A 14,915-nucleotide genomic window follows, 5' to 3' on the forward strand; every position below is an offset into this window, starting at 1 on the left:
ATGCTTCGGCTGTGCTCAGCATGACGTTCTTTTGCTCACTCTTCACTCTTCACTCCTCACTGGTTCTTCGGCCAGCCACGAGTCGGCTCGCACCAGCAGGGCCAGGCAGATGAAAAATACCGGCCCAATCTTGTCAACTTCCACCAGCTCATTGAGCGTGAGGTGAAACACGATGACCACGAAGGACAACGTGGCCGCCAGCACCACGCGCCGCACCTCCGGCCGCTGTTGGGAGCGGTGGTAGAGGCGTTCGGCCAGCAATAGGGTCGTCACAATCAGGCTCACGAACAACAAGAAACCGGGAATTCCCTGTTCGGCTAGTTGGAGCAGAAAGTAGTTATGCGTAGTTGATTTCTCCGGGTTGTCGCTCACGTACGTGCGGAAGCTCTTGAGCGTGTAGCGCTTATATTCGGGATAGAAAGTGGCTGCCCCGCTGCCCACCAGCGGCTTTTCGGCTATCATGCGGGCGGCGGCTACCCAGCGGTATACCCGCTCCATGCCCGACACGTCCTGCATCTTATAGGTGGCTTCGAGGTGCTTCTCGAAATTCTTGCCATTAAATATCGTGCGCTCGTAGTTGGGGGCCAGCTCCATGTAGTTGTCGCCGCTCACCTCGTAGGTCACGGCCAGCGTGGTGCCCAGCGCCACGGTCAGCAACAATGCTTTGACAAGGCGCAAGCGCATGGCCAGGTAAAACAGGCCCGCCAGCGGCAGCGACACTATAGAAGCCCGCGTGTAGGACGTGAGCAGCCCGAACAGCAGCAGCCCCAGCGCCACGCGCCACGCCAAACGGCCGCCCACGTTGCGCGTAGACTTCAGCGCGAACCACGCAAACGGCACCAGCAGCGCCAGCATGGTGGCGTAAATAACGTGGTTGCGGAAAAACGGGTGCAACGCCCAGTTAATCTGCTCAAAGCTAAAGCCTTTGGTGGCGTGGCGGCTGGCCACGTACAGCACACTCAGGCCCGCGCCCACGGCGTAGAACGCCGCAAAGCGCCAGGTGTCGTTGGGCCGGCGCACCACCAGCAGGGTGCCCAACAAAAACGGCGTGATGTACCACGCCTTCGCCAGTAAGTACTTGATGGACTTGGTGGTGTCGACCGAAAAAGCGGAGTCTGCGGCCGTCCAGAGCAGCATCAGGCCCAGCACCACTACCAGCGGGTGCAGCCACTCGCGGCGCGGCAGCCGGCCCGCGCCCAGCAGCAGGGTGCCGGCCACGCAGGCGGTGAGGGCCAGCATCAGCGGCTCGGAAGGCACGTCCATGCTCAGGCCACCAAACAGGCTGATTTCTTCGGTGAAAGGCAGCAGGAAAAACAGCAGGTAGTAGAGCCAGCGCCATTCCACTACCGCCACCAGCACGCCCACAGCCAGCAGGCCCGGTAGCAGCAACGCTGGCATCTGGGCCAGCGCCGCCGCCGCACCACCAGCCACCAATAGCCCCACAAACCCCATAAACAGGCGCTGCGGGCCATCGAAGCCGCGCAGAATCTGGTGCAGCCGGTCGGTCACGGGCGGGTTCACGCCGGGCGCACGGCCCCGGGCCGGTTGTGGCGGTACAATTCCAGCAGGGCGATGAACATCACCGACAGCACCAGCGTGAGCAGCACCGAGCCCAGCACGATGAGCGAGCGCACAGGCTTGAATTTCTTGGTGGCCGGGTAGGCTTTCTGCACCAGATACACGCTCGAAATCCGACCCGTGATGCTTAGCTCGGCTGTTTCGTAGGCGCTGCGAGCCGAGATTAAGCGGGTCTGCAGGTCGGCCACGCGGGTCGTGAACATGGCCAGCGAGTCGGTGCCGCGCACGTAGCTTTCCAGGTTGATGAGGTTGCCGCCGTCGGCGCGGGTCAGGCCGCGCAGGCTGCGTCGCAGGCCGGCCACGTCGCCGCCGCTGGCTTCGGCCTTGCGCAGGGCCGCCTCGGTTTCAATGAGCTGCTTCACCATGTAGCGGCCCTGCATTTCGAGCCCGAAGATGCCGTACCGATTGCGGGCTCCAATCAGCTCGCGGCGGCTGCGCTCAAAGCTGGTGCTGAGGTACTCGTAGCGCTGGCGGTAGAGGTCGAGCACGGTGCGGCGGTTTTCCAGCGTCAGCTGCTGGTTCACCGAGTCGATGGCGTGCACCAGGGCATTGGCCACGGCGGCGGCCAGTTTTTTGTCCTCGTCGGCAAAAGTCAGCTCGATTGCGTCGCGCTCGTTGTGCACAATGCCCAGGTTGCTGCTGAACTCGCTCAGCACGTAGTTGTCAACGGCATCATCGCCCGGCGCGCCGGCCTTGTAGTGTTGGTAGAGGTCGAACTGCTTGATAATAATCTCGGCCACCGGCTGCGATTCGCCAATGGTGATGACGCGGTCCAAATCCTCGGCCCGGCCGCCCAGCTCCAGCTTGCTGCCGGGCTGGTTGCCGGTTTCCAGCAGCCGGTCAGGGTCGGCCATTTGCGGGTTGGTAGGAATGAAAATAGCGGTGGAGCGGTACACGTTGGGCAGCAGCAGTGCCACGATAATGCTCACGATGGCGGCCAAAGCAACGGCTCCGGCCACGAAGTATTTCCAGCGGTTGATAATGGGCCCGAGGCCCACCAGCGAGAAAGAAGGTGCAGACATAGAGAAAGAAAGGATGCCCAAGCCCGCACGAATAATTCAGAGGGTGGAACGCGGGAGGGCAACGGGCAAAGATAGCCGGAAAGTAGCCCAATACCGCCACCGCAGCCACTGCCCCGGCGCGGTGCGTAGCTTTGCAAATCCGGGGCAGAGCCCGGATTTTTGTATTGATAGTTTTAGCACCCTCGTCCCCATCAAACGGTTTTTTGGCAATATCAGCTTCGTCGTCCTGCTCAACCTGCTGGTGAAACCCGGCTGGGTGGTGGTCGAAAACCTGGTGCAGGACCGGCTTGGGCACGCCACGTTTGGCCTCATCACGGCGCTCTCGGCGCTCACGCTGGTGGTGGCCGCCCTCTCCGATTTGGGCCTCACGCCCTACTCCGTGCAGCGCGTGGCCGCCCAGCCCGGCTTCATGGCCGACACGTTCCCAACGCTGCTGCCCCTGCGCGGGGCCCTCAACTTTGTGGCCCTGGCGGCCATGCTGGCGGTGGGCTGGCTGCTGGGCTACCGCGATTCCGAGCTGCTGCTGCTCCTGGCCGTGGGCGCGGCGCTGCTGCTGGCCCAGTACGGGCAGTTTTTGCGCGGCACCCTGCAGGCCCACCAGAAATTCAATACCGATGCCGTGCTCTCGGTGGTCGAGAAATTCCTGCTGCTCGGGGCCGTGCTCGTGCTGTTGCCGGTGGGCCTCACGCTGCCGCGCTACGTGGGCGCGCGGCTGGGCGCGGCGGTCTTCACCACCGTGCTGCTCTACGGGCTGATGACGCGGCTGTTCGGCCGGATAAAATACCGCTGGAAGGCACCCGTGGCCCGCACCGCCCTGCGCGCCAGCCTGCCCTTCGCCCTCATGACCTTGCTGTATGGCGTGAACGAGCGCATCGACATGGTGATGCTCGAACGCCTGGCCTCACCCACCGAGGCCGGCTACTACGCCGGGGCCTACCGCTGGGTCGATGCCGTGATGATGTACGCCTGGACGGTGCTGCCGCTGTTCTTTGCCAAGTTTGCCAGCGTCCCGCGCGATGCCGCGGCCCAGCGCGAGCTGCTCCGGTTCGGGCAGCGTGTGGTGACCTTGCCGCTGCTGTTCATCGTGGCCTTCATTTTCTTTCGGGGCGAGGTGGTGTTCTGGCAGTTCAGCCACAGCAGCCCGGCCGAACTGGCGCGCATGACGCTGTGCCTGAAGATATTGTTCGTCAACGTGCTGATACACGCCTTCTTCGCCATCTATAGCACCTTGCTCACCAGCACCACCCACGAGCGCGCCGTGAGCTGGCTGGTAGCCCTCAGCATTACCCTCAATATCGGCCTGAACCTGGTGTTTCTGCCCAAATTCGGAGCGGTCGCGGCGTCGGTTGATACGCTGATTTGCGCGGTGGCCGTGTCGGTGGGCTATCTGGTGTTGGTGGCGCGGCGCACCGGCGTGGGTGTGCCCGGCCGCCTGCTGGCCCGGCTGCTGCTGGCCTTCGGGCTGCTGTGCGGGGCGTGGTACGGGTTGCAATACGGCCTCTACCTAAGCTGGTGGCTGGAAGCGGGCATCATGGCCGTGGTATTTGGGCTGATTGTGCTGGGCACGGGTCTGGTGCGCCGCAGCGAAATCACCCAACTGCTGCCGGGGAAGGGTAATTAAAAATTGAGAATTAAAAATTAAAAATGAGCGCGACCTTCCTCTGATTCATTCTTGGTTTTGGGGCTATTATTCCCAAACGCAGACTTTTTAATTTTTAATTTTTAATTGAAAACATGCACGTCGCCGTTAATACCCGTTTTCTGCTGCCCGGCGACCACCTCGAAGGCATTGGCCGCTTCACCTGTGAGACGCTGCTGCGGCTGGTGGCCCAGCACCCGGAGGTCACCTTCCACTTTCTGTTCGACCGGGCGTATGACCCGCGCTATCTGTTTGGGGCCAACGTGGTGCCGCATGTGCTGCGGCCCCCGGCGCGGCACCCGTTCCTGTTCGTGGCCTGGTTCGAGGGCGCGGTGGCGCGGTGGCTGGCCCGGCACCGCCCCACCGTCTTTCTCAGCCCCGACGGCTTCACGACGCTAAATACCAGCGTGCCCCGCGTGACGGTGATGCACGACCTGGCCTTCGAGCATTTTCCGCTCGATGTGGGCCTGCTGCAACGCAAGTACTACCACTTCTTCATGCCGCGCTTCGCCCGCGCTTCGGCCCAGCTGGTGGCCGTGTCGGAAGCCACAAAGGCGGATATCGTGCAGACCTACGGTATCGCGCCCGATAAAATCAGCGTGGCTTATAACGCGCCGGCCGATTTATTTCAGCCCCAGTCGCCGGACAGGCAGCGGGAAACTAGGCGCCAGTTCAGCCACGGGCAGCCATATTTTTTGTTCGTGGGAGCCTTGCAGCCGCGCAAAAACCTGGGCAATCTGCTGCGGGCCTTTGATGCCTTCAAAACCGTCGGCGGAGCCGCCGTATCCGAAGCCCAGCTGCTCATTGTGGGCCGCAAGGCCTGGAAAGCTGGCCCTATCCTCACTGCTTACCAACTGATGCGTCACCAATCGGCGGTGCACTTCACCGGCCGCGTGGCCGACGCTGAGCTGGCGGGCCTCTACGCGGCGGCTCGGGCCACGGTGTACGTGCCTTATTTTGAAGGTTTTGGCATTCCGATTGTGGAAGCCCAGGCCAGCGGCTGCCCGGTGCTCACGTCCAATGTCAGCTCGATGCCGGAGGTAGCCGGTGCCGGTGGCGCGCTGCTCGTCGACCCGCACCACGCCGAGAGCATTGCCGCGGGCCTGGCCCGGCTGTGGAATGAAGCTGACCTACGCCAGGCGCTGGTGGCGCAGGGCCAGGAGAATCTGCGCCGGTTTTCGTGGGCGCAGAGTGCCGAGGTATTGTGGCAGGCCATCACCAAGGCTGTAGTTAAAAACGAGGAATGAGGGATTAGCTATTGGTTGACTCGGCTCAAACTTCCTCATTCCTCATGAAAGCATGGCGTCGCGGCGTTACTTTTGCACTTCGTTATGGCTCGCTTGCATCCCTACAATTTTACGCACGTGCTGCTGCCGCAGCTGGCCTGGCGCCGTCCATCATCGGTGCGGCGCGAGCTGAGCGACCCAACCCTGGCCCGCGAGCTGTTGCACTACGTGTGGAACAAAGCCGCTGAAAATGTACATGTTGTGGATAGAGTGGCCCCCAAAGGCCTGCGCCTGAGCTGGCACGAAGTAGCCGGCCGCGTCACGGCGCTGTTCCACCTGCCACCGCCCCAGGCCACGATGGAGGCCCATTTTTCGGCTTTGGTGTATGAAGAAAAGGATGAGCCTGCCGAAACCGAAGCTGAGGAACTACGCCCCCGCTACTTCACCCTCGAAGCCGCGTTGGGCCTGAGCGGCCCCGCCGGCACGCCCACCGTGGTGGGCGAGTGGGCCGGTGAGATGCACCGCCAGCTGGGCCGGGGCCCCGCCGGTGGTCGCCCCAACACCGCCGAAGCCTTCCTTGAAGCGCTGGCCACCGTGCTCGGGCCGCTGCCCGATACCAGCGTGCCGTTTATGCGCATCGTGCGCTCCTGATGCCCATGCGTGCCCGGCTCGATGCGGCCCTGCTCACCCGCCCGCCTCGGCTGCTGCACGCCCTGCTGCCCGGCTGCGAATGGACCGGCCCGCGTCACGCGCTTTCAGAAGCCCCAATAATCTACCTGACCTTCGACGACGGCCCCATCCCCGACGAAACACCCTGGGTGCTGGAGCAACTGGCGCTGTTTAAAGCTAAAGCAACATTCTTCTGCGTGGGCCAGAACCTGGAACGCTACCCCGATATTGCCCGCGCCGCCCTGGCGGCTGGCCACCGGGTCGGCAACCATACCCACCAACATCGCAGCGCCTGGGCCACGGGCCGCGCCAGTTACCTGGCCGATGTAGCCGAGTGTCAGGTTATAATAGGTGAGTTGGAAGGAGTGAGGGCAGGAGGGGCTGATTATCAGTTCCCACGTTCACTTTTTCGCCCACCGTACGGCCGGCTTACCTGGTCTTTACTGCGTGATTTGCGGGCCGATTATCGGGTCATCATGTGGTCGGTGCTGACGCGGGACTACAACCCCAGCCTCAGCCCCGAAAGCTGCCTGCGCGACACGCTGGCCACCGTGCGGCCCGGCGACGTGCTGGTGTTTCACGACAGCCAAAAGGCTAGCGCCCGCCTGCGTTTTGTGCTACCACGCGTGCTGGCCCACTTGGCCGGGCAGGGGTATCAATTCTCGGCGCTGTGAGTGGGTTGGGGCTGCTTTTATTAGGGATTTACCTCGGGCTGTGGCTGTTGGGCATGGCATTCACGGCCTGGCGCTTTGCCAGTGGGCGCGGTACCGCGCCGGGGCAGCCGCTGCCGGTGCCGCTGCCCCGCGTAAGCATCCTCATCGCGGCGCGCGACGAAGCAGCAGCCCTGCCGCGCTGCCTGGCCAGTCTGCGGAATCTCGATTACCCGGAAGAATTACTGGAAATATTCGTCGGTGACGATGGCAGCACCGATGGCACAGTCGCCGTAGCCATGGCTGCCATGCAGGGCTTCAAAGGGCGGTTTCGGGTCGTTCCCATCACCGAAACACTGGGACAGGCGCGGGGCAAAGCCAACGTGCTGGCCCACCTGACGCGGCAGGCAACCACCGATTTTTTCTTCATCACCGACGCCGATATTAGCCTGCCCCGCACCTGGATTGCGGGTTTGTTGGCCCATGCCGCGCCGGGAGTGGGCACCGTCACGGGCATTACGGCGGTGGGCGGGCCGCAACTGTTTCATCAGATGCAGGGCATCGACTGGCTGCTGTCGCTGAGCATGGTGCAGGTGGTGAGTGATTTGGGGCGGCCCGTGACGGCCATGGGCAACAACATGCTCGTGACCCGCGCCGCCTACGAGGCCACTGGCGGCTACGAGGCGCTGCCCTTCTCCGTGACCGAGGATTTTGCCTTGTTCCAGGCCGTGCTGGCGGCAGGGTTCGGGTTTCGGCAGGTGTTCGCGGCGGAAATCCGGGCCGACTCGTTGCCGATGCCTACCTGGGCGACCTTGCTGCGCCAGCGGCAGCGCTGGCTGCGTGGAGTAGCCGGGCTGCCGCTGCGCCTGCGCCTGGAGCTGCTGTTTTTCAGTGGATTCTGGCCCGCGCTGCTGGGCGTGGGCTGGGTGGCGGGGGTGGGCGCGGCGCTGGGCGTGTGGGGAGCAAAAGTGCTGGTGCAAGGCCTGCTGGCGCATGTCGCGCACCGCCGGGCCGGGCTGCGGCTGCGCTGGTGGCTGCTGCCGCTGTTCGAGCTGTACACGTTGGCGCTCACCGGAGCCATTCTGCGGTTCCAGCTGTTTGGCGGGGCCGTGGTGTGGAAGGGGCGGCGCTATGAATAGCGGTTAACTGCTCACTATCAACTGTTCATTATCAATTGAAAATAAAAAAATGCACATTACTGATTCGCACGCGCACCTCTATTCTGAACAGTTCAAGCCCGACCGGCTCGATGCCCTGCGCCGCGCCCAGGACGCGGGCGTGCGCACCATCGTGATGCCCAACATCGACCACAGCAGCATCGACGCCATGCTGGAGCTGGAGCTGCAGGCCCCCGAAACCTGCTTTGCCATGATGGGCCTGCACCCGTGCTCGGTCACGCGCAGCTTCGAGCAGGACTTGTACGAAGTAGAAACCTGGCTGGGCCGCCGGCCCTTCGCGGCCGTGGGCGAGGCCGGTCTGGACCTGCACTGGGACAAAACGCTGCTGGCCGAGCAGCAGGAGGCGCTGAAAATTCAGCTGCAGCTGGCCAAAAAGCATAATCTGCCCATCGTGCTGCACACCCGCGAGGCGTTTGCCGAAACTCTGGCCCTGGTAGAAGCCGCGCAGGACGGCACCTTGCGCGGCGTATTTCACTGCTTTTCGGGCTCGCCCGAAGAGGCGGAGCAGGCCATCAAGCTGGGCTTTTTGCTGGGCATTGGGGGCGTGGCCACCTTCAAAAACGGCGGGGCTGATAAGGTGCTGCCGGGCATAGCCCTGGAGCACCTGCTGCTCGAAACCGATTGCCCGTACCTGGCCCCGGTGCCGCACCGTGGCAAGCGCAACGAGCCCGCCTACCTGCCTTTCGTGCTGCGCCGCGTGGCCGAACTCCTGGGCAAAACCGAAGCCGAAGTGGCCGAAGCCACCACGCGCAACGCGGCGGCTCTGTTCAATCTATAAGGTCATTATGAGGCCAGCCCGCAGCCGGCCGGCGCTATGCGTCGCGCAACACCAGCCGCTGGCTTAGGCGGTCAAACAGAGCGTTGAGGCGGTCTGACTGGGCATTGATTTTATCGAGCCCGGTGCGGGATTCTTCAATCAGGCCGTTTTGGTACTGCGCAACCAGAGTGCGGCCGGTGCCGAGCATTTGCTGGAGAACCAGCTCGATTTCGCGCACTTCCGGGTGTTGGCCGTAGCGGGGCTTCACCACCGTGTCGAGCCACTGGCCGAGCGGGTTGACGGGCCGTGAAAAAAGTGCTTCGTCGGGCTCCCGCACCCCGTAGAGCATGGAGCGCAGCCGGGACTTGAAGAGCACCTGCTTGACGCGCGCCTGCTGAAGGTCGAAAGCGGATGATTCCATGCGTGAATGAGGAGCGGATAGGAGATAGAAGAACGGAAACCGAAGGGTGAAGCGGGGAGCTTTAGCGGCTGGGGGCCTCGCCGCGGAGCTGCTGCAGGGCTTGGCGGGTCTGCACGAGCTCGGTGACGTCGTAGGAGTAGGCCGTGATGCCGACGGGAATGCCGTTTTCCTCGAAGCGTTGGTACGAGAAGTTAAAGTAGGTGTCGCGCAGCGTTCCGCTGCCGTCGGGCGCGGCTATCTGCACCAGCAATTCGTGGCCGATGACCGGCTCTCCGGACCGAAAAACCTCGTCGAGCAGCTTCATGACGCTCTGGCCCACGATTTCGGGGAAAACTTCGGCCACGGTTTTGCCCACTGTTTCCTGGTTGCCCACCAATTCGCGGAAGCGGTTGTTGGCAAATTCGTAGCGGTGTTCGGCCCCGCGCATGATGCTGACGTAGGCCGGGGCCTCCATCAGGAGGGTATGCAGCTGCTGGCGCTGCTGGCGGGCCAGCTCACCTTGCTGGTAGGCCTGGTCCGAGAGAAGGGCCTGTTCTTCGTTGGCTTGCAGCAACTCTTCCACCATCAGCTTTTGCTCGTGGATATCGGTGTTGCAGCCCACCCACATTTGAATGCGGCCGTCGGAGTCCAGGCGGGGCACGCCCGTGGCCAGGTGCCAGCGGTAGCTGCCATCATGGCGGCGCATGCGGTATTCGGCCTGGTAGGGGCTGCATTGGTCGCGGGCGGCCTGCCAGCGGATGCGGGTACGCTCCACGTCGTCGGGGTGCAGGTCTTCGACCCAGCCCCAGCCCAGGGTTTGGGCGAGCGGCCGGCCGGTAAAGTCCGTCCAGCGGGCATTGAAGGAATCGACCAAGCCATCGTAACTGGAGGTCCACACCATCAGGGGTAGGCTTTCGAGAATGAAAAGGTTGCGCGTGGTCGCTTCTTTGAGGTCCTGCTGCACCTGGGCCGCGTGCTGGGCGGCCAGCGTGGCATCGGTCACGTCCTGCGCCGCTAGCAGGAGGTACTGCAGCTCGCCGCGCGCATCGAGCAGGGGATAGTTCGTAATCTGCCAGTACCGCTCCTCGGTGCCGCCGCCCTGGGCGGCGGGGCGCTCCAGGTCGTAGCGCAGCAGCGGCGTCGCGTGGGGCTGCAAGGTGCGGCGCACTTCCTCCTGCGAGGCCGCAAGGTCGCGCTGGCTTTCGGGGGCGGAGGGAAAGGCCGCGAAAATATTGCGTCCTAAGGCCTGCTCGCGGGGCAGCAGCGATACTTGCACGTGTTGGTCGGAGTTATCGAGGATGGTGCCATCGGGGGTCATTAGCAGGTAAGCACCAGGCAGGACGCGAAACAGCGCTTGGTAATCGATGGAAGCAGGAAAATCAGCCATGAAAGAGAATTGTTGACGCAAAACTGGTGAGCAGGGATGAAGCCGTAATGAAGGCTGGGCAGGTAGTGGATTTTAGTCGCTGGCAGGCAAAGTTCGCACTTTTTCGGCTTGGCGCAAGTACGCAAAATAGGGGGAGGGCATTTGCCGTCATTTGGGTCAGGACTTTAGTTAAAAGCTCGGTCCTAAATCCGCATTTGCTAACTACAACCCGAAGCCTGGTTTCCGCAAAGAACCAGCCTGCAGCTGCGGATGATATGGCGGAGCATAAGCTCGCTACAGTTGTCCGGCGCTAGTATTCAGGCAGCGCTAATCTCCAATGGCCATTCGTTCGATTGAAATTGCGCCTCTGGGCTACGCCCGCCTCGGCGGCGCGTTCTACCACGTCATCATCTTGTTTGGGGCTTTTTCCTCGGCCCGCAAGCAAAAGCCTGCTGCTGCTGGCTTTGTTTTCTAATCTGGTTTCCCTGGCGGTGGAGGCCGCAAGCAAAGTGTTTCTGCTGTTGGTGCTGTCCACGTTGGAAAGTGCCCAGTACCAGCAGGTCTTTGGTCCTCAACAGGTGCCGATTCTGGCGAATCTTGCGCTGTTGTTTTTTGGCGGCACTTGCTTGATGAATGGATATCTGATTTTTAAGGTAGGTTATTTCCCAAAGGTTTTAGGCGTCCTGATGCAAGCGGCGGGAGGGTGTAACTTGGTAGCCTGCTGGGCCGCCCTCTCTTCCCCGACTTTGGCAAGTAGTATCCTGCTTGCCGCGCTGCTGCCGTGCCTGGTTGGCGAATTATCCTAAGTGTTTGTGGATGCTGGTGAAGGGCGTGGATAGTGAAGCTATTTAGAAAGTCAAGAAGTCTGTCATCCTGAGCGCAGCGAAGGACCTTATCACAGCTGAACGGTCTCGTTCAAGCGTGTTGTAGCCGGGATAAGGTCCTTCGCTGCGCTCAGGATGACAAACGCCCAAAAAATTTGACTTTCTAAACAGCTTCAGCACAAAGTGGTGGGCGCGCGTGAGGATGAGCCAGAAAGTTTGAGTCCGCCGCTCGCGGGGTTAGCTGGTGGTACGAAGCCCGGCAATTTCTAAACAGCCTTAATACTTCAAATCGAAGCGGCCATCGGCCACGGCCAGCGAGTCGCGGCCGCTGGCCCCACCGTACAGCTGCCCTTCAAACGTGCCGCTGATGATGCGCTGCTGGCGGTCGAGCTTGCGCACGAGCAGGCGCACCGGGTGCCGGAAGTTGCTGCGGAAATCGTGGTAGGTCAGCATATCCTGGGCTTCCAGGGTTTCGGTAAAGCGGGAGGAGGAAACCGTGCGCGAGGTATCGGAGCCCAGCAGGTGCAGGCCGCCCAAAGTGTCGGTGAGGCGGATGTTCAGGCTCAGCTGCACATCGTAGAATTCCTTGCTGTCACGCACGCCGGTCATTTGGCCGATGGCCGTCAGGTGAGGCGGCACCGAGTAGCCGCCATATACCTCCAGCGTATTGGGCATCCAGCCGCTACCGAGGGGGCTGCTGGTTTGGTGCTTGCCCAGCACAGTCCACGCCTGCGGCCCCAAGCGGCAGCCCAGGGTGTGGGCCCCGGTTTCGGAGTAAGCCGGCAGCTTGGCCCGGGCAAACTCTTCGTTGTTATCGTAGTCGTTGCACGATTTGGTGCAGGCGCTCAGCGGCAGCAGGCTGAGGTAGGTGAGAAAGGTGCGGAAGCGCATGGCGGCGGGGGGAAGGACGGGAAGCCGAAAATACATCCGGTAGCGGCTTGGTGATTTGATTTTCTGGTTGAAGAGTCAACTTTATTGGTCATCCTGCGCCCGTCCGTCATCCTGAGCACCGCGAAAGACTTTGTCACGCTCGCGCCTTTTGGATTGTTGCGAGCCGTTTGACGGTGAGAAGGTCCTTCGCAGGCTCAGGATGACAGGCGGGCCGTCGTCCGATTCATCGGCCGGCTCGGCGGTTCATCCGGCTCATTCGTCGCTTCGGCAACAGCGAGTTGAACGGGGGTAGGCGCGGCCAACACCTTTGAGCCATCAACTAACCGCTGGCTCTATGAAAACCCCGCTACTCCCGCTGCTCCTGCTACTCCTGCTGCTAGGCGCCGCCCCAGCCGTCCGGGCCCAAACCACACCGGCCCAACAGTCACTCAGTCATCCCACCACTCATTCACTCACCGGCCAGGTGCGTGATGCCGCCGGGCGGCCCCTGCCCGGCGTGAACGTATTCCTGAAAACCACTTTCGACGGGGCCAGCACCGATTCGCTGGGCCGGTTCAGCTTCCGTACGGACCACGTCGCCGGGTCCGCGGTGCTCGTGGTCAGCTTTATTGGTTACGAGCCGCAGCAGCTGCCTGTGACGCTGGGCCAGGGCGCTGTCTCGCTGCCCACCATTAAGCTCAAAGAAAACCGCGCCCAGCTCGGCGATGTGGTGGTGACGGCCGGGGCCTTCGAGGCCAGCGACGAGAAGCGGGCCAGCGTGCTCAAGCCTCTCGATATTGTGACTACGGCCGGTGCGCTGGGCGATATCGCCGGGGCGCTCAACGCCCTGCCCGGTACCACCCGGGTGGGCGAAACCGGCCAGCTATTCGTGCGCGGCGGGGCCGCTTCCGAAACCAAGCAGTACCTCGACGGCCTGCCCGTGCAAACGCCCTATGCCGGGGCGGTGCCCAATGTGGCGGCCCGGGGGCGGTTTTCGCCGTTTCTGTTCAAGGGCATGGTGTTCAGCACGGGCGGCTACTCGGCCGAGTACGGGCAGGCCCTGAGCGCCGTGGTGGCCCTGCACTCCACCGACTTGGCCGAGGAAACCCAGACCGGCGTCTCGCTGATGAGCGTGGGCGGGAGCCTCTCGCGCACCAGGCGCTGGGCGCGGACGTCGGTGGCCGTGAGCGCCGACTACACCAACCTCGCGCCGTACTACCACCTCGTGCCGCAAAACCTGGGTTGGGACAAAGCCCCGCTGGCCCTGGGTGGCGCGCTCAAGCTGGCTCACAAAGTCGGGGCCGCCGGTCTATTCAAGCTCTACGCCACCTACGGCCGGCAGCGCCTGGCCCTGCGCCAGCCCGATGCCAACCCCGAATTTGAAGCCGCCGGCCGGCCCATCCGCCTGGCCAACGACAACCTCTACCTCAACACTACCTACCGCGCCCCGCTCCGCCGCGGCTGGAGCCTGAACACCGGCCTGGCCCTGACCCAGGACGAAAACACCCTGCGCCCCGACGTGCAAACCGTGCACGAGCTTGACCGCTCGGCCGTGGCCCGTGCGGTGCTCACCAACGACTCGGCCAGCACTTGGTTCAACCTCAAAATGGGGCTCGAAGGCTATGCCCAGCGCTACCGGCAGCAGTACCAGCCCACCGTCGATGCCGCCCCGTTGGCCCTGGGCGTGGACGAGCAGCGCGCCGCCGGCTTCGCGGAAAGCGAGCTGGTGCTGGCCAAGCGCCTTGCGGGCCGCGCCGGCCTGCGCACTGAATACTCGCGCCTGCTGGGCCGCTGGAACGCCGCCCCGCGCCTGGGCCTGGCCTACAAAACCGGCCCCAACAGCCAGCTTTCGGCCGCCTGGGGCTGGTTTTACCAAACCCCCACCACCGACCTGCTTCGCGTCAGCCGCGCCCTGCAGTTTGAGCGGGCCGAACACTACCTGCTGACGTATCAGCACCAGGTGAAGGACCGCACGCTGCGGACCGAAATCTACCAGAAGAACTACGCCCGGCTCACCACCTTCGACCGCGGCCAGCCCTTCAACCCCGCCGCGTACCAGAACGCCGGCAGTGGCTATGCCCGGGGGCTCGACGTGCTGTTTCGGGACCGCACCTCCATCAAAATGGCCGATTATTGGGTGAGCTACGGCTTTTTGGACACGCGCCGCCAGTTCCGCGCCGACCCGATTCAGGCCGTGCCCACCTTCGCCGCCCGGCACAACCTGAGCGTGGTAGGCAAATACTACGTGGCCAAAATGCACACCCAGTTCGGCTTCACCTACGCCTACGGCAGCGGCCGCCGCTACCACAACCCCAACCTGCCGGGCTACAACCAAAGCACCCTGCCCGCCTACCAAGACCTGAGCCTGAACGCGAGCTACCTCACGCACTGGTTCGGCCAGTTCACCATTGTGTACGTGTCGGCTAGCAACGTACTGGGGCGCAACAACATCTTCGGCCACACCTACGCCGGGCAGCCCGATGCCAGCGGCCAGCTCCGTAGCGTGGCCGTGACGCAGCCCGCCCCCCGCATGCTGTTTGTAGGCGTGTTCATTTCGATTAATAAGACGTCGAAAGTGGATTTGGACAAGCGGCCCGACTAACCGGGCTCCCGCTACGGTCCGTCCGGCCCGGCGGTTCATCCGCCTCAAACGACGCTTCGGTCACAAGCATTTTCCCGCGCCTTGGCCGCCCGCCACCTTTGAATCATCAATCCCCGCACAACGCTCCATTTCAT

Annotated in this window: 14 protein-coding genes; 9 read left to right on the forward strand and 5 right to left on the reverse strand. The window is 63.0% G+C overall.

Annotated elements, in window-relative coordinates:
* Nucleotides 1-42: 42 nt before the first annotated feature.
* Both IEW17_RS08905 and IEW17_RS08910 read right to left on the reverse strand, forming a co-directional pair.
* Nucleotides 43-1,521, reverse strand: a complete 1,479-nt coding sequence (locus IEW17_RS08905) for an O-antigen ligase family protein (RefSeq protein WP_188561692.1) — start codon at nucleotides 1,519-1,521, stop codon at nucleotides 43-45.
* Nucleotides 1,518-2,600, reverse strand: a complete 1,083-nt coding sequence (locus tag IEW17_RS08910) for a GumC domain-containing protein (RefSeq protein WP_188561693.1) — start codon at nucleotides 2,598-2,600, stop codon at nucleotides 1,518-1,520. Before IEW17_RS08910 ends, IEW17_RS08905 begins: the two co-directional genes overlap by 4 nt.
* Before the next feature lie 121 nt (nucleotides 2,601-2,721).
* On the opposite strand from IEW17_RS08910, the gene IEW17_RS08915 reads away from it, so the two are divergent.
* The 6 genes from IEW17_RS08915 (at nucleotide 2,722) to IEW17_RS08940 (ending at nucleotide 8,740) form a co-directional block, all read left to right on the forward strand.
* The gene (locus IEW17_RS08915; RefSeq protein ID WP_229748907.1) at nucleotides 2,722-4,221 is read left to right on the forward strand and encodes an oligosaccharide flippase family protein; all 1,500 of its coding nucleotides are present in this window, start codon (nucleotides 2,722-2,724) and stop codon (nucleotides 4,219-4,221) included.
* A 113-nt stretch (nucleotides 4,222-4,334) separates the two neighbouring features.
* Nucleotides 4,335-5,486: a glycosyltransferase family 4 protein gene (locus IEW17_RS08920; RefSeq protein WP_188561695.1), complete on the forward strand. Its 1,152-nt coding sequence runs from the start codon at nucleotides 4,335-4,337 to the stop codon at nucleotides 5,484-5,486.
* Between the two features lie 84 nt (nucleotides 5,487-5,570).
* Nucleotides 5,571-6,116 (forward strand): hypothetical protein, encoded by a 546-nt coding sequence (locus tag IEW17_RS08925; protein WP_188561696.1) that lies wholly within the window; start codon nucleotides 5,571-5,573, stop codon nucleotides 6,114-6,116.
* Between the two features lie 5 nt (nucleotides 6,117-6,121).
* Complete coding sequence (locus IEW17_RS08930) at nucleotides 6,122-6,808, forward strand: polysaccharide deacetylase family protein (RefSeq protein WP_188561697.1); 687 nt, start codon at nucleotides 6,122-6,124, stop codon at nucleotides 6,806-6,808.
* A complete protein-coding gene (locus IEW17_RS08935) occupies nucleotides 6,805-7,923 on the forward strand; it encodes a glycosyltransferase (protein WP_188561698.1) in 1,119 nt (372 codons plus the stop codon). Before IEW17_RS08930 ends, IEW17_RS08935 begins: the two co-directional genes overlap by 4 nt.
* A gap of 49 nt (nucleotides 7,924-7,972) precedes the next feature.
* Nucleotides 7,973-8,740, forward strand: a complete 768-nt coding sequence (locus IEW17_RS08940) for a TatD family hydrolase (RefSeq protein WP_188561699.1) — start codon at nucleotides 7,973-7,975, stop codon at nucleotides 8,738-8,740.
* A gap of 34 nt (nucleotides 8,741-8,774) precedes the next feature.
* Here IEW17_RS08940 and IEW17_RS08945 read toward each other — a convergent pair whose 3' ends face one another.
* Both IEW17_RS08945 and IEW17_RS08950 read right to left on the reverse strand, forming a co-directional pair.
* Complete coding sequence (locus IEW17_RS08945; RefSeq protein WP_188561700.1) at nucleotides 8,775-9,140, reverse strand: hypothetical protein; 366 nt, start codon at nucleotides 9,138-9,140, stop codon at nucleotides 8,775-8,777.
* Nucleotides 9,141-9,201: 61 nt separating this feature from the next.
* Complete coding sequence (locus IEW17_RS08950; RefSeq protein ID WP_188561701.1) at nucleotides 9,202-10,506, reverse strand: PAS domain-containing protein; 1,305 nt, start codon at nucleotides 10,504-10,506, stop codon at nucleotides 9,202-9,204.
* Nucleotides 10,507-10,822: 316 nt separating this feature from the next.
* Between IEW17_RS08950 and IEW17_RS08955 the strand changes: the two genes are divergently transcribed.
* Both IEW17_RS08955 and IEW17_RS08960 read left to right on the forward strand, forming a co-directional pair.
* Nucleotides 10,823-10,960, forward strand: coding sequence for a hypothetical protein (locus IEW17_RS08955; protein WP_188561702.1), 138 nt, complete (start codon nucleotides 10,823-10,825; stop codon nucleotides 10,958-10,960).
* Nucleotides 10,950-11,291: a DUF4386 family protein gene (locus IEW17_RS08960; RefSeq protein ID WP_229748908.1), complete on the forward strand. Its 342-nt coding sequence runs from the start codon at nucleotides 10,950-10,952 to the stop codon at nucleotides 11,289-11,291. The genes IEW17_RS08955 and IEW17_RS08960 overlap by 11 nt, the downstream gene beginning before the upstream one ends.
* A 294-nt stretch (nucleotides 11,292-11,585) precedes the next feature.
* Here the strand turns inward: IEW17_RS08960 and IEW17_RS08965 are convergent, their stop codons facing one another.
* Nucleotides 11,586-12,200, reverse strand: coding sequence for a Riean_0653 family protein (locus tag IEW17_RS08965; RefSeq protein WP_188561704.1), 615 nt, complete (start codon nucleotides 12,198-12,200; stop codon nucleotides 11,586-11,588).
* A 334-nt stretch (nucleotides 12,201-12,534) separates the two neighbouring features.
* Between IEW17_RS08965 and IEW17_RS08970 the strand changes: the two genes are divergently transcribed.
* Nucleotides 12,535-14,781, forward strand: a complete 2,247-nt coding sequence (locus IEW17_RS08970) for a TonB-dependent receptor (protein WP_188561705.1) — start codon at nucleotides 12,535-12,537, stop codon at nucleotides 14,779-14,781.
* The last annotated feature ends 134 nt before the right edge of the window (nucleotides 14,782-14,915 follow it).

This window comes from Hymenobacter frigidus, from assembly GCF_014640435.1.
Classification (GTDB): Bacteria; Bacteroidota; Bacteroidia; order Cytophagales; family Hymenobacteraceae; genus Hymenobacter; species Hymenobacter frigidus.

What these genes read in the sequence shown, in the direction of transcription:
- IEW17_RS08910 (WP_188561693.1), bottom strand. Translation starts at nt 2,600, where the DNA reads ATGTCTGCACCTTCTTTCTCGCTGGTGGGCCTCGGGCCCATTATCAAC.
- IEW17_RS08955 (WP_188561702.1), top strand. Translation starts at nt 10,823, where the DNA reads ATGGCCATTCGTTCGATTGAAATTGCGCCTCTGGGCTACGCCCGCCTC.
- IEW17_RS08945 (WP_188561700.1), bottom strand. Translation starts at nt 9,140, where the DNA reads ATGGAATCATCCGCTTTCGACCTTCAGCAGGCGCGCGTCAAGCAGGTG.
- IEW17_RS08950 (WP_188561701.1), bottom strand. Translation starts at nt 10,506, where the DNA reads ATGGCTGATTTTCCTGCTTCCATCGATTACCAAGCGCTGTTTCGCGTC.
- IEW17_RS08925 (WP_188561696.1), top strand. Translation starts at nt 5,571, where the DNA reads ATGGCTCGCTTGCATCCCTACAATTTTACGCACGTGCTGCTGCCGCAG.
- IEW17_RS08920 (WP_188561695.1), top strand. Translation starts at nt 4,335, where the DNA reads ATGCACGTCGCCGTTAATACCCGTTTTCTGCTGCCCGGCGACCACCTC.
- IEW17_RS08940 (WP_188561699.1), top strand. Translation starts at nt 7,973, where the DNA reads ATGCACATTACTGATTCGCACGCGCACCTCTATTCTGAACAGTTCAAG.
- IEW17_RS08930 (WP_188561697.1), top strand. Translation starts at nt 6,122, where the DNA reads ATGCGTGCCCGGCTCGATGCGGCCCTGCTCACCCGCCCGCCTCGGCTG.
- IEW17_RS08965 (WP_188561704.1), bottom strand. Translation starts at nt 12,200, where the DNA reads ATGCGCTTCCGCACCTTTCTCACCTACCTCAGCCTGCTGCCGCTGAGC.
- IEW17_RS08970 (WP_188561705.1), top strand. Translation starts at nt 12,535, where the DNA reads ATGAAAACCCCGCTACTCCCGCTGCTCCTGCTACTCCTGCTGCTAGGC.